The following is a 20,132-nucleotide window of genomic DNA, read 5'->3' as shown; positions in this document are numbered from 1 at the left end:
ATAGCTCAGTTGGTAGAGCAGCTGACTCTTAATCAGCGGGCCCAAGGTTCGAGTCCTTGTGCGCCCACCATCCATAAGGGGCCGAAACCGAACAGGTTTCGGCCCCTTTCCATTTTCCGGGTTTGGGATGTCTGGTCTGGCGTGTTTGCGGGGGTCCCCCTCCCTAACCCTCCCCCGCTCTCGGCGGACCTACGGTCCGCCTGCCGCGTCAGCACAAAGCACAGCTTTGTGCGAGAGCTAACGCGGGAGAGGAGACTGCCGCCGTACTCCTGCAAAGCTCCTACCCCCTCTCCCTCGAAGAGGGGAGGGATGGGGAGGGGGCAAAACGTTCCCAAAACGTCCCATCCCAAAGCCCCGTCAGCCCGCCGCCCGCAGCAGGAAGTCCGCCGTCACCCGGTCCATCGTCGCCAGATGCGTGTAGAACCAGTCGGGGAAGTGGTGGCGCAGGTATTCGCGGCCGCGGTCTTCCTGGCCCTCCGCCAGTTCCGCTTCGATTGTCGCGACGACGGCCAGGACGCGGGCGTGCTCGTCCATGTGGCAGTGCAGGGCGAAGAAGCCGTGTTCGGTCATCAGCGCGTTTTCGCGGGCGAAATGCTCGCGCAGGTGCCGGGCGAAGGCGGCGAACGGCGCCTGGAGCGCGCCGGCGGGGGCCGCCTTGGCGGCTTCCCACAGGGCGAGGGAATCGGTGTGGTCGCGGTCCATGACCGCATGTCCGAGGGTGATGGTGTCCGGCGCGAGCATGGCGGTGGGTCCTTCAACGGCGGTGGCCTTCGGAGACGACGCTCCGAAGGCCACCATACCCACAGGCAGATCAGGGATGCTTGACCGCCGTCAATCGCCTGGCCGCCAATCGATTCGCGCTCAGGCCCTCCGGATCAGGCCGCGCCCTCGCCGGCCTCCAGCTCGTCGATGAAGCCGCGGATGACGCCCAGGCCCTTCTGCCAGAAGGCCGGGTCGGAGGCGTCGAGGCCGAAGGGAGCCAGCAGGTCCTTGTGGCGCAGCGTGCCGCCGGCCGACAGCATGGCGAGGTACTTCTCGGCGAAGCCCTGCTCGGCGTCCTGGTAGACCGCGTAGAGCGAGTTCACCAGGCAGTCGCCGAACGCGTAGGCGTAGACGTAGAAGGGCGAGTGGATGAAGTGGGGGATGTAGGACCAGTAATGGCGATACCCCTCGTCGAAGCGCAGCGCCGGGCCGAGGCTTTCGGTCTGCACATCCATCCAGATCTGGCCGAGGCGATCCGACGTCAGCTCGCCCTCGCGCCGTTCGGTGTGGACGCGGCGTTCGAAGTCGAAGAAGGCGATCTGCCGCACCACCGTGTTCAGCATGTCCTCGACCTTGCCGGCCAGCATGATGCGGCGGCGCTTGGGGTCGCTTTCGGCCGCCAGCAGGGCGCGGAAGGTCAGCATCTCGCCGAACACCGACGCGGTTTCCGCCAGGGTCAGCGGCGTGTCGGACAGGAAATGGCCTTGGCGGCCGGCCAGGATCTGGTGCACGCCGTGCCCCAGCTCATGCGCCAGCGTCATCACGTCGCGCGTCTTGCCCTGGTAGTTGACCAGCAGATAGGGGTGGACGCTGGGCACCGTCGGGTGGGCGAAGGCGCCCGGCGCCTTGCCGGGGCGGACCGGCGCGTCGATCCACGGGTTGTCGAAGAAGCGCTTGCCCAGGCTCGCCAGCTCCGGCGAGAAGCGGCCGTAGGCGCCCAGCACGATGTCGCGCGCCTCATCCCAGCGGATGCTGCGGTCGGCGTCGTCGGGCAGCGGCGCGTTGCGGTCCCAATAGTCCAGATGGTCCTGGCCGAACCACTTGGCCTTCATCGCGTAGTAGCGGTGCGACAGGTCCGGATAGGCGGTCTTGACCGCGGAGACCAGCGCGTCGACCACCTCGTCCTCGACCCGGTTGGACAGGTTGCGGGCCGAGGTCGGCGTCGGGTAGTTGCGCCACTCGTCCTCGATCTCCTTGTCCTTGGCCAACGTGTTGGTGATCAGCGCGAACAGCCGCGCGTTGTCGCCCAGCACCTTGCCCACCGCCTCGCCGGCCTCGCGGCGGATGGCCGGGTTGCGGTCGGACAGGCGGTTCAGCGCCTCGGCGCAGGTCAGATCCTTGCCGCCCATGGGGAAGCGCAGGCTGGCGATGGTCTCGTCGAACAGGCGGTTCCAGGCGGCGCGGCCGACGACGTGCTTCTCGTGCAGCAGCCGTTCGATCTCGTCGGAGAGCTGGTGGTCGCGGTAGAGCCGCACGTCGCGCAGCCAGGGCGCGTAGCGGTTCAGCGCCGGCGACGCGGCCAGCTTGCCCGCCAGTTCCTGCTCGTCCAGCCGGTTGATCTCCAGCGTGAAGAAGATCAGGTGGGCGGAGATGTCGTTCACCCGCTCCTGCGCCGACTGGTAGAACTTGGCGATGGTCGGGTCGGTCATGTTGCCGTTGTAGACGAGCCCGGCGTAGGACATGGCGCGCGACAGCGTCTCGTCGATGTCCTCATAGCCGCGGATCGCCGCCGCCAGATCGTCGCCGTCCAGGGCGGCCAGCTTGCCGGCGTAGCGTTCGCGGAAGGACGTGCACTCCCGCTCCATGCGGTCGAGGTCGCCCTTCAGCTCGGCCGAGTCCATGCCGGGATAGAGGTCGCTCAGGTCCCAGGCGGGCAGCGTGCCCAATTCGGGGCTTTCGGTTGCGGCCAAGGCGGCGCTGCTGGTCATCGAGTCCCTCCAGAGATTTGTGGAATCCATATAAGCGCGCACGCGTCACGGGCAAAGTGCCGATGCGATCAGCCGGCGTCCTCGCCCGTGGTGGGCGACGGCTGGTGAAGGGTGCTGCGGCCGGCGCGCAGCACGGAGCGCGACAGCTCGGCCAGCGTCGTGCTGGCGATCCGGCTCTGCTGCCAGAACAGCGGCACGTCGAGCGGCCGGCCGGGCACCAGTTCCACCAGCCGTCCCGCCGCCAGATGCCCGGCAACCAGGGATTCGGGGTTCATGCCCCAGCCCAGCCCGGCCAGCGCACCGTCGACGAAGGCGTGGGTCGAAGGCAGCCAGTGGGTCGGCGGGGTCGGCGCTGCGCCCGCCCCGGTGCCCGACGCCGTGCCGAAGACGCGGCGCAGCCATTGCGCCTGAAGCTGGTCCTTGCGGTTGAAGGTCAGGCAGGGCGCGCGGGCGATGGCGGCCGCGTCCACCCCGTCGGGGAAATGGCGGTCCCGGTAGTCCGGGCTGGCGGTCGCGCGGTAGCGCAGCGCGCCCAGCGGGTGGCTGTTGCAGCCGGGGACCGGGGTGGCGCTGGCGGTGACGGCGGCCAGCACCTCGCCCTGGCGCAGCCAGTCGGCGCTGTGGTCCTGGTCGTCCAGCACGAGGTCGAACAGGCATCCCGGCACCTCCGCCATCGCGGCGACGAACCAGGTGGCGAGGCTGTCGGCGTTCACCGCGATGCGCAGCGTCGCCGGCCCGCCGTCCGCCATGCGGTCCGCCGGCAGGCCGGGCAGGGCGTGGCGCAACTCGCTTTCCAGCAGCGCCACCTGCTCGACATGCTGGCACAGGCGCAGGCCGGCGGCGGTCCCGGTGCAGGGTTGGCCGCGCACCACCAGCACGCTGCCCAGCCGCTCCTCCAGCAGCTTCACCCGTTGCGACACCGCCGAGGGGGTGACGTGAAGCTGCTGCGCCGCCCGTTCGAAACTGCCGGTGCGCAGCACGGCGGCCAGGGCGGACAGCAGCGGGTAGTCCAGCATGGGATTAGTTCCGCTTCATCGGGACAAGGAGGATTAAGTACGCCGAAGCCTCGCCGGGTGATAGCAGGAATCCACCGCGCTTGCCGTGAGTCGCCTTCCCATCGCCGTCCGCCCTTGCCGGAGCCGCCATGCCCACCGCCCTGCCATCCAGCTTTCTCCCCGCCTTCCTGCCGGGCCTGTTCCTCGGCCTCAGCCTGATCGTCGCCATCGGGGCGCAGAACGCCTTCGTGCTGCGGCAGGGGCTGCGGAACGAGCATGTGCTGGCGATCTGCGCGACCTGCGCGCTGTCGGACGCCGCGCTGATCCTGGTGGGGGTGAGCGGATTCGCCGAGGCCGGTGCGCGCTGGCCGTGGTTGGAGCCGCTGATGCGCTACGCCGGGGCCGCCTTCCTGCTGGTCTATGGCCTGCGCAACGCCCGCGCCGCGTTGCGGGCCGGGACGACGGGGCTGGCCCCGGCGGAGCGGGCGCCGGGCGGGCTGCTGCCGGCGCTGCTCACCTGCCTGGCGCTGACCTGGCTCAACCCGCACGTCTATCTGGACACCGTGGTGCTGGTCGGCTCGGTGTCCGCCCGGTTCGCGGAGGGGCGGGCCGCCTTTGCGCTGGGGGCGATGACGGCGTCCGTCCTGTTCTTCTTCGCGCTGGGCTACGGCGCCCGCCTGCTGCGCCCGCTGTTCGCGCGGCCGATGGCGTGGCGGGTGACGGATGGGGTGATCGCGCTGGTGATGTGGGCGATCGCGCTGCGCCTGCTGGTGGGCGAGGCTTAACCGGACGCCCCCTCCTCCTGCGCCCGGCGGATTGCCGCCTCGACGCATTGCAGGTGCAGTTTCTTGCGGGCGAGCTGGCGGGCGCGGCGTTCCTCCAGGTCGGTGGTCGCCATCGCCTCGATCGCGCAGCCGCGCCAGCCGTTGGCGTCCAGCGCGCGGGCGACCTCGGCGTAGCCGAAATAGCCCTTGTCGGGCTGCTCCCACGGCGCGCGGAAGTCGGACCGCCGCAGCACGAAGCGATTGGATTGGCTGCCGCCGCCCAGGTTGGTCAGGCGGGCGACGATCAGCCGCTCGCCGTTTCCGTGAACGACGGTCAGGATCGGGCGGATTCCGGTGATGGGTGGATCGACGGCCATGATCCATGCATAACGGTCCGGCGCCGTCCTGACCAGCGTGCTGGATGCCGCCTTCCCGATTGAGGAGCCCCACCGATGCGCCCCATGCCGATCCGGCCGTTCCTGCTGTCCTGCATCGTCATGGCCGGTCTGGCCGGTGCCGATCCGGCCGTGGCGCAGCGCGCCGATGCGCCTGTGGCGCAGCGCACCGATGCACCGGACTGCACGCTCTACGCCGCCAGCGCGATGATCGAGGCCCAACTGTTCTTCGGCCGCAACATCGGCGCCGAACTCGGCGTCAGCGAACGGGACTGGACCGACTTCCTCGACAAGGAGGTGACGCCGCGCTTCCCCAACGGCCTGACCGTCGTCGACGCGTCGGGCCACTGGCGCGACATGGAGACCGGCCGCCTGATCCGCGAGCCGAGCAAGGTCGTCACCCTGCTGGCCGGCGGCGACCCGGCGACGCTGCGCCTGATCCACGAGATCGTGGATCTCTACAAGGACCAGTTCCACCAGCAGTCGGTCGGCCTGTCGATCCGGCCGGTCTGCGTCTCCTTCTGAGTCGCCGATTCGCCCGTTGGGAGGTCCGGACCGGCGCTTGCGACAGCTCGCCGCACCCCCGACCTTCTGACATTTGCTTGCGGTTATGCTTTTGTCGCAGATTGTGGAGGCTGCGTAGCGGATCGTTGCGCGGTCGAGAGGAAATGCTCACCAAATAGTACTAAAATAGAACGAGGGACGCCCCATGAGCCCGACGCCGAGCCCGACGCCCAGCAGCCCGAGCACAGCCGAGCGTTACGACCAGATGCACGCCCGTTCCCTGGCCGACCCCGCGGGGTTCTGGGGCGATGCCGCCAAGGACATCTCCTGGTACAAGCCGTGGGACAAGGTGCTGGACGACAGCAACGCGCCCTTCTACCGCTGGTTCACCGGCGGTGAGCTGAACACCTGCTACAACGCGGTGGACCGCCATGTGGAGGCCGGGCGCGGGGCGCAGGCGGCGATCATCTACGACAGCCCGGTCACCCAGACCGTCCAGACCATCACCTACGCCGAACTGCAGGACCAGGTGGCCCGCTTCGCCGGCGTGCTGCGCGGCCAGGGCGTGGACAAGGGCGACCGGGTGCTGCTCTACATGCCGATGATCCCGCAGTCGGTCGTCGCCATGCTGGCCTGCGCGCGGCTGGGCGCGGTGCATTCGGTGGTGTTCGGCGGCTTCGCCCCGCACGAGCTGGCGACCCGCATCGACGACGCCAAGCCCAAGGCCATCGTCTCGGCCTCCTGCGGCATCGAGCCGAACCGCATCGTCAAGTACAAGCCGATGCTGGACGCCGCGATCGAACAGTCGGCGCACAAGCCCACCAGCGTGATCGTCTACCAGCGCCCGCAGGAAACCGCGTCGCTGGTCGAAGGCCGCGACGTCGACTGGGCGCAGGCGGCGGCGACGGCGGAGCCGGCGGACTGCGTGCCGGTGGCGGCGACCGACCCGCTCTACATCCTCTACACCTCGGGCACGACCGGCCAGCCCAAGGGCGTGGTGCGCGACAACGGCGGCCACGCCGTGGCGCTGCGCTGGACCATGACCAACATCTACAACGTCCAGCCGGGCGAGGTGTATTGGGCGGCGTCGGACGTGGGCTGGGTCGTCGGCCACTCCTACATCGTCTACGCGCCGCTGCTGACCGGCTGCACCACCGTGGTGTTCGAGGGCAAGCCGGTCGGCACCCCCGATCCGGGCACCTTCTGGCGGGTGATCGAGCAGCACAAGGTCGGCACGCTGTTCACCGCCCCCACCGCCTTCCGCGCCATCAAGCGCGAGGATCCGGACGCCAATCACCTGCGGAAGTACGACCTGTCCTGCCTCCGCGCCCTGTTCCTGGCCGGCGAGCGCTCCGACCCCGACACGCTGCATTGGGCCGAGGACAATCTGAAGGTCCCGGTGATCGACCACTGGTGGCAGACCGAAACCGGTTGGGCGATCTCCGGCAACCCGCTGGGCGTGCATCTGTTCCCGATCAAGTACGGCTCGGCGACGCGGCCGATGCCGGGCTGGGACGTCCGGGTGCTGAACGCCGAGCTGAAGGAGGTGCCGCGCGGCGACATCGGCGCGATCTGCGTCAAGCTGCCGCTGCCTCCGGGCACGCTGCCGACGCTGTGGAACGCCGACGACCGCTTCAAGAAGTCCTATCTCGCCGACTACCCCGGCTACTACCAGACCGGTGACGCCGGCTTCGTCGACGACGACGGCTACGTCTACGTCATGGCCCGCACCGACGACATCATCAACGTCGCCGGCCATCGCCTGTCGACCGGCGCGATGGAAGAGGTGCTGTCGAGCCACAAGGACGTCGCCGAATGTGCGGTGATCGGCGTGGCCGACGACCTGAAGGGCCAGGTGCCGCTCGGCTTCGTCTGCCTGAAGGCCGGCGTCACCCGTCCGCACGAGGAGATCGTCAAGGAGGTCGTCCAGCTGGTGCGCGAGCAGATCGGCCCGGTCGCCGACTTCAAGCGCGCCGTGGTGGTGGAGCGTCTGCCCAAGACCCGCTCGGGCAAGATCCTGCGCGGCACCATGCAGAAGATCGCCGACAGCCAGGACTACAAGATGCCGGCGACCATCGACGATCCGGGCATCCTGCCGGAGATCGCCGACGCGCTGCGCGGCCTGGGCTACGCCAAGGTCGACACCACGCCGGCGTAAGGCCCCGGCCTAAAGCCTGTGTGACGAAAGAGGGCAGGGCGGCGGCACCCGGATGTGGGCCGCCGCCCTTTCCTTTTGCGCCGGACCGGCTGGAAAGCGTCAGCCGGAGACGACCGACACATTCTCCGGCTCCTCGCTGCCGAGGTCGAGCAGGGGGAGGAAGCTCGCCGGCTCCTGCGCGCCGGACAGCGCGTAGCGGCGGTTGAAGATGTAGCAGGGCACCGCCTGCAACCCCATCTGCCGGGCCAGCGCGTCGGCGGCGTAGACCGACGCCGACTCCGCGTCGGTGGAAAGCTGGCGCCGGGTGTCGGCGGCGTCCAGCCCGACGCCGGCCGCGACCTCGGCCAGCGCGTCGAGGTCGCCGATGTCCACCCCGTCGGCGAAATAGGCGGCGAACAGCGCGTCGGCCATGGCGCCGGCCAGCCCCTGGCGGCCGGCGATGCGGACCAGCCGGTGGGCGTCGAAGCTGTTGGGCGTGCGCTGGATGCGGTCGAGCGCCAGGACCAGCCCGTCGCGCGCCGCCGTGTCCTCCACCACCCGGTGGATCTGCCGCGCCCGCTCCGCCCCGCCGAACTTGGCGGCGAGATAGTCGTCGCGCGACATGCCGCCGCGGGGCATGTCCGGGTTCAACTGGAAGGGCTGCCAGCGGATGTCCGGCCGCAGGTTGGGCCGTTGCGCCAGGGCCCGGTCGAGCCGGCGCTTGCCGATGTAGCACCAGGGGCAGATCAGGTCGGCGAAGGTTTCGATCAGCATCCCATCACTATCCGCGAGCGCCGGGCCGGGGGCAACCGCTACTTGGGTTATTGGTTTCCCGGGGGACGCCCGCGGCCGCAACCGTTTGTTAACCGAGTTGGCCCGACAGTCGCAGGTGGTTCCGCCGCCGCGGACGCGGCCGTTCCGGCGACGCGCGGGCGGTGGGCCTATCCCGGTGGGCGGTTCCCGATGAGCAATTCTTACGTCGACGGCAAGGTGCGCGAAGCGATCATGGCGGCCAAGGGCAGCCGGGCCAACGCGCAGAAGATCCTGATGGCCTGGGCCGTCGAGGATCCCGACCTGCTGCGCGGCATCGCCCAGCCCTTCCTGAAGGCCATCGCCGCCGCGGCCATCGAGCGCGCCGCCCGCCCGCCCAGCCGCAGCCCAGCCGCCCGGCCATCGGCCGGCGGTGCCGGCGGCGCGCGGCCGTCCGCCTCCGGTCTCAGCCGCGACGCGCTGGAAAGCCTGCTCGACCGGTTGGGCCGCGATTCGGATGGGGACGCCGATCCCCGGCCGGCCAGCAGCGCCGCCGCGGCGAAGGGCGCGCCGGCCCGGTCGGCCGCGTCGGCCCCGGCCGGCGGTCCGTCGCACGAAAAGGCGATGATGGCCATCGCCAAGGCCTTCGTTGCCAAGAAGGTCCGCTGACCTACGAGCCGTTGTTGGCGGTGTAGGGCGTCGCGTCGTCGAACCAGCCGCGCTTGCGCGGCACCGGCCGGATGTCCGGCGGCGGGCTGGCCAGCGAGGCGGTGCCGTTGCGGTAGGGGTCGGGGATGTGGTGGCACTCGACGTCGGCCAGCGTGCGGAAGCAATAGACCTTGGAGCGGTCGACCACGACCTTGTCCGGGCAATAGTCGCCGGTTTCGGTGAAGGAAATGATCGAGCAGTCGCGCCCGGTCGCCGACGAGACCACATGGTCGCCGATCGTTTTCCGGGTCGCGTTCAGCGTCACCACGTCGGCGCCCGCCGCCGCCAGCCCGAGCGGCGAGGTGCAGCCGCCGAGCGCCAGGGCCCCCAGCGACACCGCCAGCCACACCTGCACCCTCACGACCGTTGCCGCCGTCTTCGCTGCCGTCATGGTCCCCACAGTCCCCGTTCGCGCGATTCCGCCATCACGCATCGTCCCGGCGCACCTTCCCCGGCGCGCGCGTGCGATCGACACATTGCGCGCGGACGCGGTTAACAACCGGTGAATCCCGGCCCTGGGAGTCGTCAGCGCAGCAGGGTGCAGATGCGCGAGCGGCACCGCACGACGACGAAGGCGTCCTTGTCCTCGGTGCAGCCGACCTTGAACACCGTCTGCCCCTCGCGCCCCAGGGTGTAGCTGAGCACCTCGACCTTGGCGGGGGTGCAGTTGCCCATCGACTTGGCGATCTCCTTCGCCTCGGCCTGCCCGGCGGACACGCTGGGCGCGGCGGCAGCGGAACCGGCGGAGATGCAGAAAATCACGCCCATCAGGGCGGCGGGCAGACGGAACGGGGGCGACAGGCGGCGTTGCATCGCCCGACTATCGCACGGCCCGCCGGCGTTCCGGAAGAGGCGCCCGCCAAATGTCGCAACCGTGCAATTCCCGCCGACGGTTCGGCGCGGAACTGCTATCCTGGCAGCGGGCGGAAACAGGTCACCAGGGTAAGAAACAACATGACTTTGAACGAACGGCGGCTCGGCGACCGCATCCTCGCCGCACTGGAACTGGCGCTGGAGCAGAAGCATCTGGAGGTCGCCGAACATCTGGCCCGCGCGCTGGAAGAGACGCTGACCCGCTTCGGCGGCCCCGACGCGGTCGATCACCGCGAGCTGTCGGCCGGCATGGTCCAGGCCTTCGAGCGGCTGGAAAGCCTGCGCCGGTCCGAGCACCGGCTGCCCTGACCGTGGCCGGGAAGACCGGTGGCGACGCGGGGACGGTATTTTTTGCAAATTCGTGATTGACAGGGGGTGCCCCGGGCGACTACAAACCGCCCACCGAACGACGGGGGCCGCGACGGCCTCGAAAAACAGCAGACGCTTCAAGGTCTTGGCTTTGAAATGTCCAAAGTTTGAAACGTCGATCTGCGCGGGTGTAGCTCAGTTGGTTAGAGCGCCGGCCTGTCACGCCGGAGGCCGCGGGTTCAAGTCCCGTCACTCGCGCCACTTTCCTTTGAAATTCGATGGCAACCGCCAGTAAGGCGCAAGGGCTCGCGAACTGCGGGTCCTTTTTCGTTTGTTCGCCGTCTTTCCTTTGCCCAATTTTAAAAACGTGGTATTACCAAGCGCCCGCGTGAATCGCCGCGTCTGCTTCCGCGTTGTGAAAAGCGATTCAAAGCGCTTTCCTTGCCCACGCTCTCAGCATATATTCCGGCCCGTCTGATGGGCTAATCCAAGGCATGGCTGCCACGGCTTTGCGCTTCCGCCGATTTCCCGGCTGGAACGGCGCCCGTGGTCGTGGGCTTATGGGAGGAACGCGGTGTCGACTCCGCTGATCATTGAGTATCTTCCGATCCTGGTGTTTCTGCTGATCGGCATCGCGCTGGCCGCGGTGATGGTGGGGGCATCCTACGTCATCAGCCCGAAGAACCCGGACGCCGAGAAGGTCTCGCCCTACGAATGCGGCTTCGAGCCGTTCGAGGACGCGCGCACCAAGTTCGACGTGCGGTTCTACCTGGTCTCGATCCTGTTCATCATCTTCGACCTGGAAGTCGCCTTCCTGTTCCCGTGGGCGGTCGCCCTCGGTGACATCGGGCTGTTCGGCTTCTGGTCGATGATGCTGTTCCTCGGCATCCTGACCATCGGCTTCATCTACGAGTGGAAGAAAGGAGCTCTGGAATGGGAGTAGAGGTCGCCAAGCCGCTGGCGCCGATTCCGCCCGGACCGGAACAGGACGCCTACATCCGCGCGGTCTCCGACGAGATCCAGGAGAAGGGCTTCGTGCTGGCGAAGTACGAGGACGTGCTGGCCTGGGCCCGGACCGGCTCGTTGTGGCCGATGACCTTCGGTCTGGCCTGCTGCGCGGTGGAGATGATCCACGCCTACATGAGCCGGTACGACCTGGACCGCTTCGGCGTGATCCCGCGTCCCAGCCCGCGCCAATCCGACTGCATGATCGTCGCCGGCACGCTGACCAACAAGATGGCGCCCGCGCTCCGCAAGGTCTACGACCAGATGCCGGAACCGCGCTGGGTGATCTCGATGGGCTCCTGCGCCAACGGCGGCGGCTACTACCACTATTCCTACGCGGTGGTGCGTGGCTGCGACCGGATCGTGCCGGTGGACATCTATGTGCCCGGCTGCCCGCCGACGGCGGAGGCGCTGATCTACGGCATCCTCCAGCTCCAGAAGAAGATCAAGCGCGGCAACCGCATCGCCCGCTGACCGGGCGGACTCGACTAGCCCGGCGGACCGGGCGACACCGAACGAAGCGCGCTGAAGACAAGTAGGAAGGCAGGGTCCCACCCATGTCCGAACAGGCGTTGAAGGAACTCGGGGACGTCATCGCGGCCAAGCTCGGCGATGATGTCCTGACGGTCGAGGTGAGGCTCGGCGAACTGATGGTGACGGTCAAGCGGACCGCCATCCTCACGGTGCTGACCGCGCTGCGCGACGACCCGGCCTGCTCGTTCGAGCAGCTGACCGACATCACCGCGGTCGATTACCCCGACCGTGTCGAGCGGTTCGAGGTCGTCTACCAGCTGCTCAGCTATGCCCACAACCGGCGCATGCGCGTGAAGCTGGCCACCGACGAGGACACCCCCGTCCCGTCGGCGGTCGCCGTCTACAGCGCGGCCAACTGGTTCGAGCGCGAGGTGTGGGACCTGTTCGGCGTCTTCTTCGACAACCACCCGGACCTGCGCCGCATCCTCACCGACTACGGGTTCGAGGGGCACCCCTTCCGCAAGGATTTCCCGCTGACCGGCTACGTCGAAGCCCGCTACGACGAGGACCAGAAGCGCGTGATCTACGAACCGGTCCGGCTGACCCAGGATTTCCGCGCCTTCGACTTCCTCAGCCCCTGGGAAGGCATGACCAACGTCATGCTGCCCGGTGACGAAAAGGCCGCCCTCCAGGACGGGAGCAAGAAGCCGTGAGCATGACCGTTTCGACCGAATCGGCGACCGGCGTCGTCGTGGCCGGACCCGGCGGGCCGATCAGCGCCTCCGGTCCGGAGAGCAAGACGCAGATCAAGCCCTACACGATGAATTTCGGGCCGCAGCATCCGGCCGCCCACGGCGTGCTCCGTCTGGTGATGGAGCTGAACGGCGAGGTGGTGGAGCGCTGCGATCCGCACATCGGCCTGCTGCACCGCGGTACCGAGAAGCTGATCGAGTACAAGACCTACACCCAGGCCGTGCCGTATTTCGACCGGCTGGATTATGTCAGCCCGATGTGCATGGAGCACGCCTATGTGCTCGGCATCGAGAACCTGCTGCAGATCAAGGCGCCGCTGCGCGCCCAGTACATCCGCGTGCTGTTCTCGGAAATCACGCGCATCCTGAACCACATCCTGTCGATCACGACGGGTGCGCTCGACGTCGGCGCCATCACGCCGGCGCTGTGGGGCTTCGAGGAACGCGAAATCCTCATGGAGTTCTACGAGCGGGTGTCGGGTGCCCGCCTGCACGCCAACTACTTCCGGCCGGGCGGCGTCGCCTGGGACCTGCCGGACGGCATCCTGGACGACATCTGGGCCTTCACCGAGCGTTTTCCGAAATTCATGGAAGACCTCGACAATTTGCTGACCGACAACCGCATTTTCAAGCAGCGCACCGTCGACATCGGCGTCGTCAGCAAGCAGGAGGCCTTCGACTGGGCCTTCACCGGCCCGATGCTGCGCGGCTCCGGCGTCGCCTGGGACCTGCGCAAGTCGCAGCCCTACGAGGTCTATGACCGCATGGACTTCGATGTCCCGGTTGGCCTGACCGGCGACTGCTGGGCGCGCTACCTGGTGCGCATGGAGGAGATGCGGCAGTCGCTGCGCATCATCCGCCAGTGCTGCAAGGAGATGCCGGCCGGTCCGTACAAGATCGAGGACCGCAAGGTGTCGCCGCCGCCGCGCGGCGAGATGAAGCGCTCGATGGAGGCGCTCATCCACCACTTCAAGCTCTTCACCGAGGGCTTCCACGTTCCCGCCGGCGAAACCTACACCGCGATCGAGGCGCCCAAGGGCGAGTTCGGCGTGTATCTGGTGTCCGACGGCACCAACAAGCCCTACCGCTGCAAGATCCGCGCGCCGGGCTTCGCCCATCTTCAGGGCCTGGACTTCATGTCGAAGGGTCACATGCTGGCTGACGCCGTCGCCAACATCGCCTCGATGGACATCGTTTTCGGAGAGATCGATCGATGAGCGCGCCCGCTTCCGATCACGGCCACGTTGAGCCGACCAGCTTCACCTTCACTCCGGAAAACCTGGAGCTGGCGAAGCGCATCATCGCCAAGTACCCGGCCGGCAAGCAGGCCAGCGCCTGCATGCCGCTGCTCGACGTCGCCCAGCGCCAGCACGGCGGCTGGCTGCCGCGCGTCGCCATGGACGCCGTGGCCGACCTGCTCGGCATGCCGCGCATCCGCGTGTACGAGGTCGCGACCTTCTACACGATGTACAACAAGAACCCGGTCGGCCGGCATCACATCCAGGTCTGCACGACGACGCCCTGCTGGCTGCGCGGTTCGGACGAGATCGTCCACGCCTGCAAGAACAAGCTCGGCATCGGCGTCGGCGAGACGACGGCGGACGGCCAGTTCACGCTGGGCGAGGTCGAATGCTCGGGCGCCTGCGTCAACGCGCCGGTTGTGCAGATCGGTGACGATTACTACGAAGACGTGGCCCCGGAGCACATCGACGGCCTGATCGAGGCGCTGAAGCGCGGCGAGACGCCGAAACCCGGTTCGCAGATCGGCCGCCGTTCGTCGGAGCCGGTCGGCGGCCCGACGACGCTCAAGGATTTCACCACCGCGCAAGCGGACGATTGAGGGGGAGGGGACAGCGATGCTTCGCGATGAGGACCGCATCTTCACCAACCTCTACGGCTTCCAGGACTTCGGTCTGGACGGGGCCCGCAAGCGCGGTGACTGGGACAACACGGCGGCGATCCTGGCCAACGGCCGCGAATGGATCATCGAGCAGGTGAAGGAATCGGGGCTGCGCGGCCGCGGCGGCGCCGGCTTCTCCACCGGCATGAAGTGGTCCTTCATGCCGAAGAACGTGACCGACAAGCCGGTCTACCTCGTCATCAACGCCGACGAGGGCGAGCCCGGCACCTGCAAGGACCGCGACATCCTGCGCCACGATCCGCACAAGCTGATCGAAGGCTGCCTGATCGCCGGTTTCGCCATCGGCGCCAGCGCCTGCTACATCTACATCCGCGGTGAGTTCTACAACGAGGGCTCCAACGTCCAGCGCGCCATCGACGAGGCGTACGCGGCGGGGCTGATCGGCAAGAACGCCTGCGGCACCGGCTACAGCTACGACGTCTACATCCACCGCGGCGCCGGCGCCTACATCTGCGGCGAGGAAACCGCGCTCATCGAGTCGATCGAGGGCAAGAAGGGCCAGCCGCGCAACAAGCCGCCGTTCCCCGCCCAGGCCGGCCTCTATTCCTGCCCGACCACGGTGAACAACGTCGAATCGATCGCGGTGGTTCCGACCATCCTGCGGCGCGGCGCTTCCTGGTTCGCCGGCATCGGCCGGCCGAAGAACAGCGGCACCAAGCTCTTCTGCATCTCCGGGCACGTCAACAACCCGTGCAACGTGGAAGAGGAGATGGGCATCCCGCTGAAGGAGCTGATCGAGCGCCACGCCGGCGGCGTGCGCGGCGGCTGGGACAACCTGCTGGCGGTCATCCCCGGCGGCTCGTCGGTCCCGGTGCTGCCCAAGGAGATCTGCGACACGGTGCTGATGGACTTCGACAGCCTGCGCGAGGTCCGCTCGGGCCTCGGCACCGCGGCGGTCATCGTCATGGACAAGTCCACCGACATCGTGAAGGCGATCGCCCGCCTGTCGCAGTTCTACGCGCATGAATCCTGCGGCCAGTGCACGCCGTGCCGCGAGGGCACCGGCTGGATGAACCGGGTCATGCAGCGCATGGTCTCCGGCAACGCCCGGCTGGAAGAGATCGACATGCTGCTGGAAGTGACCAAGCAGGTCGAAGGCCACACCATCTGCGCGCTCGGCGACGCCGCCGCCTGGCCGATCCAGGGCCTGTTCCGCCACTTCCGTCCGGAGGTTGAGCGGCGCATCCAGGCCTACCGCAATGCTGCGCCGCTGGCGGCCGAGTAAGGAGTTCCCGTTCCCATGCCGAAACTGACCATCGACGGGATCGAGATCGAGGTCGAGCCGGGCACCTCGATCCTCCAGGCTTGCGAGCAGCTGGGGATCGAGATTCCGCGCTTCTGCTACCACGAACGCCTCAGCGTGCCGGCCAACTGCCGCATGTGCCTGGTCGAGATGGAGCGCGCGCCGAAGCCGGTCGCCTCCTGCGCCATGCCCTGCGGCGACGGAATGGTCGTCCGCACCAACAGCGAAACCGTCCTGAAGGCCCGCAAGGGCGTGATGGAGTTCCTGCTGATCAACCACCCGCTGGATTGCCCGATCTGCGACCAGGGCGGCGAGTGCGACCTGCAGGACCAGGCGATGGCCTACGGCTTCGACCGCGGCCGCTACGGCGAGAACAAGCGGGCGGTCGAGGACAAGTACATGGGTCCGGTCATCAAGACCATCATGACCCGTTGCATCCATTGCACCCGCTGCATCCGCTTCATCAACGAAGTGGCCGGCGTGCCGGACGTCGGCGCCGTCTACCGCGGCGAGCATATGGAGATCACCACCTTCGTCGAGAAGGCGATCGGCTCGGAGCTGTCGGGCAACCTCGCCGACGTCTGCCCGGTCGGTGCGCTGACCCACAAGCCCTACGCCTTCACGGCGCGGCCGTGGGAACTGCGCAAGACCGAGACGATCGACGTGCTCGACGCCGTCGGCTCCAACATCCGCGTCGACGCCCGTGGCGCCGAGGTGATGCGGGTGCTGCCGCGCGTCAACGACGACATCAACGAAGAGTGGCTCAACGACAAGAGCCGCTATTCCTATGACGGGCTGAAGCGCCAGCGCCTCGACCGCCCCTACATCCGCCAGAACGGCAAGCTGGTCCCGGCCTCCTGGGCCGAGGCCTTCGCCGCCATCGCCGCCAAGATGAAGGGCGTCCCGGGCAACCGGATCGCCGCCATCGCCGGCGACCTGATCGACGTCGAGGCGCAGTTCGCGCTGAAGGAACTGCTGACCCGTCTGGGCTCGGCGAACCTCGACTGCCGCCAGGACGGCGCCCGCTTCGACACGTCGGCGCGCGCCGGCTACCTGTTCAACTCGGGCATCGCCGGCATCGAGAAGGCCGACGTCATCCTGCTGGTCGGCACCAACCCGCGCTGGGAAGGCACGCTGGTCAACGCCCGCATCCGCAAGCGCTACCTGGCTGGCGGCGTCACCATCGCCGCGATCGGCGAGCAGCGCGACCTGACCTATCCGCACAGCGTGATCGGTTCGGGTCCGGAGACGCTGCAGCAGCTGATCGACGGCAGCCACCCGTTCGCCGAGACGCTGCGCGCCGCCAAGAACCCGCTGATGATCGTCGGCATGGGCGCCTTCCAGCGCCCCGACGGTCTGGCGGTGCAGGCCGCCGCCCGTCAGGTCGGCGAGATGTACGGCATGGTCCGTGACGACTGGAACGGCTTCAACGTGCTGCACACCGCCGCGGCGCGGGTCGGCGGCATCGAGGCCGGCTTCGTCCCGGGCGAGGGCGGCCGCGACCTCCAGGGCATCCTCGAGGGTGCCGCGACGGGCGAGATCGACGTCGTCTATCTGCTGGGCGCCGACGAGATCGACACCGCCAAGCTGGGCAACGCCTTCGTGGTCTACCAGGGCCACCATGGCGACGCCGGCGCCCACCGCGCCGACGTCATCCTGCCGGGCGCCGCCTACACCGAGAAGAACGCGGTCTACGTCAACACCGAGGGCCGTCCGCAGCTCGCCCGCCTCGCGGTGTTCCCGCCGGGTGAAGCGCGCGAGGATTGGAAGATCGTCCGCGCCCTGTCGGAAGCGCTGGGTGCGACGCTGTCCTTCGACACGCAGACGCAACTGCGCCAGCGGCTGATGGCCGCCAACCCGATCTTCGCGGCGGTCGGCCAGATGACCCCGGCGGCCTGGGCGCCCTTCGGCGCGCAGGGTCCGGTGGACGCGGCGCCGTTCGTCACGCCGATCACCAACTTCTACATGACCGACCCGATCAGCCGGGCGTCGGTGACGATGGCCAACTGCACGGAAGCGCTGGTGGGCCCTGCTCAGGAGAGGACTGGCACCCATGGCTGAGTTCTGGAGCGGCTTCCTCCTGCCGCTGATCATCATCGTCCTGGAAATCCTGGCGATCGTCGTGCCGCTGCTGGTCGCCGTGGCCTTCATGACTTACGCCGAGCGCAAGATCATGGGCGCGATGCAGCTGCGCCAGGGGCCGGCCATCGTCGGTCCCTTCGGCCTGATGCAGCCCTTCGCCGACGGCTTGAAGCTGTTCGCCAAGGAGCAGATCCTGCCGGAAGGTGCCAACCGCGTCGTGTTCTACGTCGCGCCGATGATCACCTTCTTCCTGGCGCTGATCGCCTGGGCGGTCATCCCGTTCAACTACGGGGTGGTGCTGTCCAACATCAACGTCGGCGTGCTGTACCTGTTCGCGATCTCTTCGCTCGGCGTCTACGGCATCGTGATGGCCGGCTGGGCCTCGAACTCGCGCTACGCCTTCCTCGGCGCGCTGCGCTCGGCGGCGCAGATGGTGTCCTACGAGGTCTCGATGGGCCTCATCATCATCTCGGTGCTGCTGTGCGTCGGGTCGCTGAACCTGACCGACATCGTGCACGCGCAGGAGAAGGTGTGGTTCTGCATCCCGCTGCTGCCGATGTTCGTGATGTTCTTCATCTCGGCACTGGCCGAGACCAACCGCTCGCCCTTCGACTTGCCGGAAGGCGAGTCGGAGCTGGTCGCCGGCTTCATGGTCGAGTACAGCTCGGCTCCCTTCGCGCTCTTCTTCCTTGGCGAATACGCCAACATGATCCTGATGAGCGCGATGACGAGCATCCTGTTCCTCGGCGGCTGGCTGTCGCCGCTGCCCTTCGCGCCCTTCACCTGGGTGCCGGGCATCGTGTGGTTCGCCCTGAAGATCGCGTTCTGCCTGTTCACCTTCGTCTGGGTCCGCGCCACCATGCCGCGCTACCGCTACGACCAGCTGATGCGGCTGGGCTGGAAGGTGTTCCTGCCCTTCTCGCTGTTCTGGGTCGTGCTGACCGCCGGCGTTCTGGTGACCTTCGGCTGGCTGCCCAAATAAGCGGCGGCACAAGCGAGCGGTCCACACAGTCGATTACTGAATCTCGTTGAGAAGTGCCGGCGGATGCGGTTCATCCCCCCGCCGGCAAGGAAGGAGACGAAGAGGCCATGGCGTTCCTCGATCGCGCGGCGCGCAGCCTGTTCCTGACCGAGCTGCTTGGAGGCATGGCGCTGACCCTGCGCTACATGTTCAAGCCGAAGGTCACCCTGAACTACCCCTATGAAAAGGGCCCGATCAGCTCGCGCTTCCGCGGCGAGCATGTGCTGCGCCGCTACGCGAACGGCGAAGAGCGCTGCATCGCCTGCAAGCTGTGCGAGGCGGTGTGCCCGGCGCTGGCCATCACGATCGAGGCCGAACCGCGCGACGACGGCAGCCGCCGCACGACGCGCTACGACATCGACATGACCAAGTGCATCTACTGCGGCCTGTGCCAGGAGGCCTGCCCGGTCGATGCGGTGGTCATGGGGCCGAACTTCGAGTTCTCCACCGAGACTCGCGAAGAGCTTTTCTACAACAAGCAGAAGCTGCTGGCGAACGGCGACCGCTGGGAGGCGGAGATCGCCCAGAACCTCGCGGCCGAGGCTCCTTACCGGTAAGCGGAAGCGAGAAAAACGATGATACTCCAAGGCATCGCCTTCTACGTGTTCGCCGCGCTGCTGGTGGCCTCCGGTGTGATGGTCATCTCGGCGCGGAATCCCGTTCATTCGGTCCTTTACCTGATCCTCGCCTTTTTCCAGGCGGCCGGCCTCTGCGTCCTGATGGGCGCCGAGTTCATCGCGATGATCCTGATCATCGTCTATGTCGGCGCCGTGGCGGTGCTGTTCCTGTTCGTGGTGATGATGCTCGACATCAACTTCCGCGAGCTGCGGCAGGGCGCCCTGGAAACGCTGCCGCTGGGCGCGCTGATCGGGCTGATCCTGCTGGCCGAGCTGGTCGCGGTGCTGGGCGGCTGGATCGTCGCCCCGGGCGTCGCGTCGATCGCCGGCGCGCCGACCCCGGCGCTGGACCAGGTGACGAACACCCACGCGCTGGGCCAGCTGATGTACACCCAGTATGTCTACCTGTTCCAGGCGTCGGGCATCGTGCTGCTGATCGCCATGATCGGCGCGATCGTGCTGACGCTGCGCCAGCGGGCCGGCGTGCGCAAACAGAATGTCGGCGTCCAGATCGCCCGTCACCGGGACGACGTCGTCGTCATTCGCAAGGTTACGACCGGGGAGGGCGTGTGATCATGGAGATCGGTCTCGGACATTACCTGACGGTCTCGGCCATCGTCTTCACGCTGGGCGTGCTGGGGATCTTCCTGAACCGGAAGAACGTCATCATCATCCTGATGTCGATCGAGATGATGCTGCTGGCGGTGAATCTCAACCTCGTCGCCTTCTCGACCTTCCTGCACGATCTGGTCGGCCAGATCTTCGCCATGATCATCCTGACCGTCGCCGCCGCCGAGGCGGCCATCGGCCTCGCCATCCTGGTGGTCTACTTCCGCAACCGCGGCTCGATCCGAGTCGAAGACATCAACATGATGAAGGGCTGAGGCGGCGC

23 protein-coding genes and 1 tRNA gene are annotated in these 20,132 nt (G+C 67.8%); 17 read left to right on the top strand and 7 right to left on the bottom strand.

Going from position 1 to position 20,132, the window contains the following annotated elements; all coding sequences use genetic code 11:
• Positions 1-357: 357 nt before the first annotated feature.
• From TSO352_RS26225 to TSO352_RS26215, 3 genes are all read right to left on the bottom strand, one after another.
• Complete coding sequence (locus TSO352_RS26225) at positions 358-741, bottom strand: hemerythrin family protein (RefSeq protein ID WP_109110048.1); 384 nt, start codon at positions 739-741, stop codon at positions 358-360.
• A 134-nt stretch (positions 742-875) separates the two neighbouring features.
• Positions 876-2,690, bottom strand: a complete 1,815-nt coding sequence (locus TSO352_RS26220; RefSeq protein WP_109110047.1) for a M3 family oligoendopeptidase — start codon at positions 2,688-2,690, stop codon at positions 876-878.
• Between the two features lie 68 nt (positions 2,691-2,758).
• Positions 2,759-3,706: a LysR family transcriptional regulator ArgP gene (locus TSO352_RS26215; RefSeq protein WP_109110046.1), complete on the bottom strand. Its 948-nt coding sequence runs from the start codon at positions 3,704-3,706 to the stop codon at positions 2,759-2,761.
• A gap of 128 nt (positions 3,707-3,834) precedes the next feature.
• Here TSO352_RS26215 and TSO352_RS26210 point away from each other — a divergent pair, with 128 nt between their 5' ends.
• Entirely contained in the window at positions 3,835-4,470 is a 636-nt protein-coding gene (locus TSO352_RS26210) for a LysE/ArgO family amino acid transporter (protein WP_109110045.1), read from the top strand.
• Here TSO352_RS26210 and TSO352_RS26205 read toward each other — a convergent pair.
• Entirely contained in the window at positions 4,467-4,826 is a 360-nt protein-coding gene (locus TSO352_RS26205; protein ID WP_109110044.1) for a hypothetical protein, read from the bottom strand. The two genes, TSO352_RS26210 and TSO352_RS26205, sit on opposite strands and share 4 nt — an antisense overlap.
• A 75-nt stretch (positions 4,827-4,901) precedes the next feature.
• Here TSO352_RS26205 and TSO352_RS26200 point away from each other — a divergent pair, with 75 nt between their 5' ends.
• Both TSO352_RS26200 and TSO352_RS26195 read left to right on the top strand, forming a co-directional pair.
• Positions 4,902-5,369: a DUF3574 domain-containing protein gene (locus tag TSO352_RS26200; protein ID WP_109110043.1), complete on the top strand. Its 468-nt coding sequence runs from the start codon at positions 4,902-4,904 to the stop codon at positions 5,367-5,369.
• A gap of 184 nt (positions 5,370-5,553) precedes the next feature.
• Positions 5,554-7,506, top strand: a complete 1,953-nt coding sequence (locus TSO352_RS26195; protein ID WP_109110042.1) for a propionyl-CoA synthetase — start codon at positions 5,554-5,556, stop codon at positions 7,504-7,506.
• 99 nt (positions 7,507-7,605) lie between these two features.
• On the opposite strand, the gene TSO352_RS26190 is transcribed toward TSO352_RS26195, so the two are convergent.
• A complete protein-coding gene (locus tag TSO352_RS26190; RefSeq protein WP_109110041.1) occupies positions 7,606-8,259 on the bottom strand; it encodes a DsbA family oxidoreductase in 654 nt (217 codons plus the stop codon).
• Between the two features lie 189 nt (positions 8,260-8,448).
• Between TSO352_RS26190 and TSO352_RS26185 the strand changes: the two genes are divergently transcribed.
• Positions 8,449-8,904: a hypothetical protein gene (locus TSO352_RS26185; protein WP_109110040.1), complete on the top strand. Its 456-nt coding sequence runs from the start codon at positions 8,449-8,451 to the stop codon at positions 8,902-8,904.
• Position 8,905: 1 nt separating this feature from the next.
• Here TSO352_RS26185 and TSO352_RS26180 read toward each other — a convergent pair whose 3' ends face one another.
• Together TSO352_RS26180 and TSO352_RS26175 are read right to left on the bottom strand one after the other, a co-directional pair.
• The gene (locus TSO352_RS26180) at positions 8,906-9,334 is read right to left on the bottom strand and encodes a hypothetical protein (RefSeq protein WP_109110039.1); all 429 of its coding nucleotides are present in this window, start codon (positions 9,332-9,334) and stop codon (positions 8,906-8,908) included.
• A 134-nt stretch (positions 9,335-9,468) separates the two neighbouring features.
• On the bottom strand, positions 9,469-9,756 hold the full coding sequence (locus tag TSO352_RS26175; RefSeq protein ID WP_247872443.1) for a hypothetical protein: 288 nt from the start codon (positions 9,754-9,756) through the stop codon (positions 9,469-9,471).
• 141 nt (positions 9,757-9,897) lie between these two features.
• Between TSO352_RS26175 and TSO352_RS26170 the strand changes: the two genes are divergently transcribed.
• The 13 genes from TSO352_RS26170 (at position 9,898) to nuoK (ending at position 20,124) form a co-directional block, all read left to right on the top strand.
• Complete coding sequence (locus TSO352_RS26170) at positions 9,898-10,125, top strand: hypothetical protein (protein WP_109110038.1); 228 nt, start codon at positions 9,898-9,900, stop codon at positions 10,123-10,125.
• A gap of 184 nt (positions 10,126-10,309) precedes the next feature.
• Positions 10,310-10,386 (top strand) — tRNA-Asp (locus TSO352_RS26165).
• Positions 10,387-10,699: 313 nt separating this feature from the next.
• Complete coding sequence (locus tag TSO352_RS26160; protein WP_045580751.1) at positions 10,700-11,068, top strand: NADH-quinone oxidoreductase subunit A; 369 nt, start codon at positions 10,700-10,702, stop codon at positions 11,066-11,068.
• Positions 11,059-11,604, top strand: coding sequence for an NADH-quinone oxidoreductase subunit B (locus TSO352_RS26155; RefSeq protein ID WP_199231727.1), 546 nt, complete (start codon positions 11,059-11,061; stop codon positions 11,602-11,604). The genes TSO352_RS26160 and TSO352_RS26155 overlap by 10 nt, the downstream gene beginning before the upstream one ends.
• Before the next feature lie 83 nt (positions 11,605-11,687).
• Positions 11,688-12,317, top strand: a complete 630-nt coding sequence (locus TSO352_RS26150) for an NADH-quinone oxidoreductase subunit C (protein WP_109110036.1) — start codon at positions 11,688-11,690, stop codon at positions 12,315-12,317.
• A 107-nt stretch (positions 12,318-12,424) separates the two neighbouring features.
• Positions 12,425-13,573 carry an NADH-quinone oxidoreductase subunit D gene (locus tag TSO352_RS26145; protein ID WP_247872530.1) on the top strand — a complete coding sequence of 383 codons (1,149 nt, stop codon included), beginning with the start codon at positions 12,425-12,427 and terminating at the stop codon, positions 13,571-13,573.
• On the top strand, positions 13,570-14,196 hold the full coding sequence (nuoE, locus tag TSO352_RS26140) for an NADH-quinone oxidoreductase subunit NuoE (RefSeq protein ID WP_109110034.1): 627 nt from the start codon (positions 13,570-13,572) through the stop codon (positions 14,194-14,196). Before TSO352_RS26145 ends, nuoE begins: the two co-directional genes overlap by 4 nt.
• A 16-nt stretch (positions 14,197-14,212) precedes the next feature.
• Positions 14,213-15,502, top strand: coding sequence for an NADH-quinone oxidoreductase subunit NuoF (gene nuoF, locus TSO352_RS26135; protein WP_109110033.1), 1,290 nt, complete (start codon positions 14,213-14,215; stop codon positions 15,500-15,502).
• 15 nt (positions 15,503-15,517) lie between these two features.
• On the top strand, positions 15,518-17,581 hold the full coding sequence (nuoG, locus tag TSO352_RS26130) for an NADH-quinone oxidoreductase subunit NuoG (protein WP_109110032.1): 2,064 nt from the start codon (positions 15,518-15,520) through the stop codon (positions 17,579-17,581).
• Positions 17,574-18,584 (top strand): NADH-quinone oxidoreductase subunit NuoH, encoded by a 1,011-nt coding sequence (gene nuoH / locus TSO352_RS26125; protein WP_109110031.1) that lies wholly within the window; start codon positions 17,574-17,576, stop codon positions 18,582-18,584. The genes nuoG and nuoH overlap by 8 nt, the downstream gene beginning before the upstream one ends.
• A 107-nt stretch (positions 18,585-18,691) precedes the next feature.
• A complete protein-coding gene (gene nuoI / locus TSO352_RS26120) occupies positions 18,692-19,180 on the top strand; it encodes an NADH-quinone oxidoreductase subunit NuoI (protein WP_109110030.1) in 489 nt (162 codons plus the stop codon).
• Between the two features lie 18 nt (positions 19,181-19,198).
• Positions 19,199-19,813 (top strand): NADH-quinone oxidoreductase subunit J, encoded by a 615-nt coding sequence (locus TSO352_RS26115; protein WP_109110029.1) that lies wholly within the window; start codon positions 19,199-19,201, stop codon positions 19,811-19,813.
• A 2-nt stretch (positions 19,814-19,815) separates the two neighbouring features.
• Positions 19,816-20,124: an NADH-quinone oxidoreductase subunit NuoK gene (gene nuoK / locus TSO352_RS26110; protein ID WP_042693497.1), complete on the top strand. Its 309-nt coding sequence runs from the start codon at positions 19,816-19,818 to the stop codon at positions 20,122-20,124.
• Positions 20,125-20,132: the final 8 nt, after the last annotated feature.

Origin of the sequence: Azospirillum sp. TSO35-2 (assembly GCF_003116095.1) — a bacterium.
GTDB lineage: Bacteria > Pseudomonadota > Alphaproteobacteria > Azospirillales > Azospirillaceae > Azospirillum.
Note: the sequence above shows the minus strand (reverse complement) of the source record. Positions and strands in the feature narration are given on the sequence as shown.

Bases quoted from the DNA above. Each gene is read 5' to 3' on its own strand.
- TSO352_RS26180 (WP_109110039.1), bottom strand. From the start codon at position 9,334: ATGACGGCAGCGAAGACGGCGGCAACGGTCGTGAGGGTGCAGGTGTGG.
- nuoK (WP_042693497.1), top strand. From the start codon at position 19,816: ATGGAGATCGGTCTCGGACATTACCTGACGGTCTCGGCCATCGTCTTC.
- TSO352_RS26200 (WP_109110043.1), top strand. From the start codon at position 4,902: ATGCGCCCCATGCCGATCCGGCCGTTCCTGCTGTCCTGCATCGTCATG.
- TSO352_RS26150 (WP_109110036.1), top strand. From the start codon at position 11,688: ATGTCCGAACAGGCGTTGAAGGAACTCGGGGACGTCATCGCGGCCAAG.
- TSO352_RS26195 (WP_109110042.1), top strand. From the start codon at position 5,554: ATGAGCCCGACGCCGAGCCCGACGCCCAGCAGCCCGAGCACAGCCGAG.
- TSO352_RS26190 (WP_109110041.1), bottom strand. From the start codon at position 8,259: ATGCTGATCGAAACCTTCGCCGACCTGATCTGCCCCTGGTGCTACATC.
- TSO352_RS26115 (WP_109110029.1), top strand. From the start codon at position 19,199: ATGATACTCCAAGGCATCGCCTTCTACGTGTTCGCCGCGCTGCTGGTG.
- nuoF (WP_109110033.1), top strand. From the start codon at position 14,213: ATGCTTCGCGATGAGGACCGCATCTTCACCAACCTCTACGGCTTCCAG.
- TSO352_RS26205 (WP_109110044.1), bottom strand. From the start codon at position 4,826: ATGGCCGTCGATCCACCCATCACCGGAATCCGCCCGATCCTGACCGTC.
- TSO352_RS26225 (WP_109110048.1), bottom strand. From the start codon at position 741: ATGCTCGCGCCGGACACCATCACCCTCGGACATGCGGTCATGGACCGC.
- TSO352_RS26215 (WP_109110046.1), bottom strand. From the start codon at position 3,706: ATGCTGGACTACCCGCTGCTGTCCGCCCTGGCCGCCGTGCTGCGCACC.
- nuoG (WP_109110032.1), top strand. From the start codon at position 15,518: ATGCCGAAACTGACCATCGACGGGATCGAGATCGAGGTCGAGCCGGGC.
- TSO352_RS26175 (WP_247872443.1), bottom strand. From the start codon at position 9,756: ATGCAACGCCGCCTGTCGCCCCCGTTCCGTCTGCCCGCCGCCCTGATG.
- nuoI (WP_109110030.1), top strand. From the start codon at position 18,692: ATGGCGTTCCTCGATCGCGCGGCGCGCAGCCTGTTCCTGACCGAGCTG.
- TSO352_RS26155 (WP_199231727.1), top strand. From the start codon at position 11,059: ATGGGAGTAGAGGTCGCCAAGCCGCTGGCGCCGATTCCGCCCGGACCG.
- TSO352_RS26210 (WP_109110045.1), top strand. From the start codon at position 3,835: ATGCCCACCGCCCTGCCATCCAGCTTTCTCCCCGCCTTCCTGCCGGGC.
- nuoE (WP_109110034.1), top strand. From the start codon at position 13,570: ATGAGCGCGCCCGCTTCCGATCACGGCCACGTTGAGCCGACCAGCTTC.
- TSO352_RS26185 (WP_109110040.1), top strand. From the start codon at position 8,449: ATGAGCAATTCTTACGTCGACGGCAAGGTGCGCGAAGCGATCATGGCG.
- TSO352_RS26145 (WP_247872530.1), top strand. From the start codon at position 12,425: ATGAATTTCGGGCCGCAGCATCCGGCCGCCCACGGCGTGCTCCGTCTG.
- TSO352_RS26170 (WP_109110038.1), top strand. From the start codon at position 9,898: ATGACTTTGAACGAACGGCGGCTCGGCGACCGCATCCTCGCCGCACTG.
- nuoH (WP_109110031.1), top strand. From the start codon at position 17,574: ATGGCTGAGTTCTGGAGCGGCTTCCTCCTGCCGCTGATCATCATCGTC.
- TSO352_RS26220 (WP_109110047.1), bottom strand. From the start codon at position 2,690: ATGACCAGCAGCGCCGCCTTGGCCGCAACCGAAAGCCCCGAATTGGGC.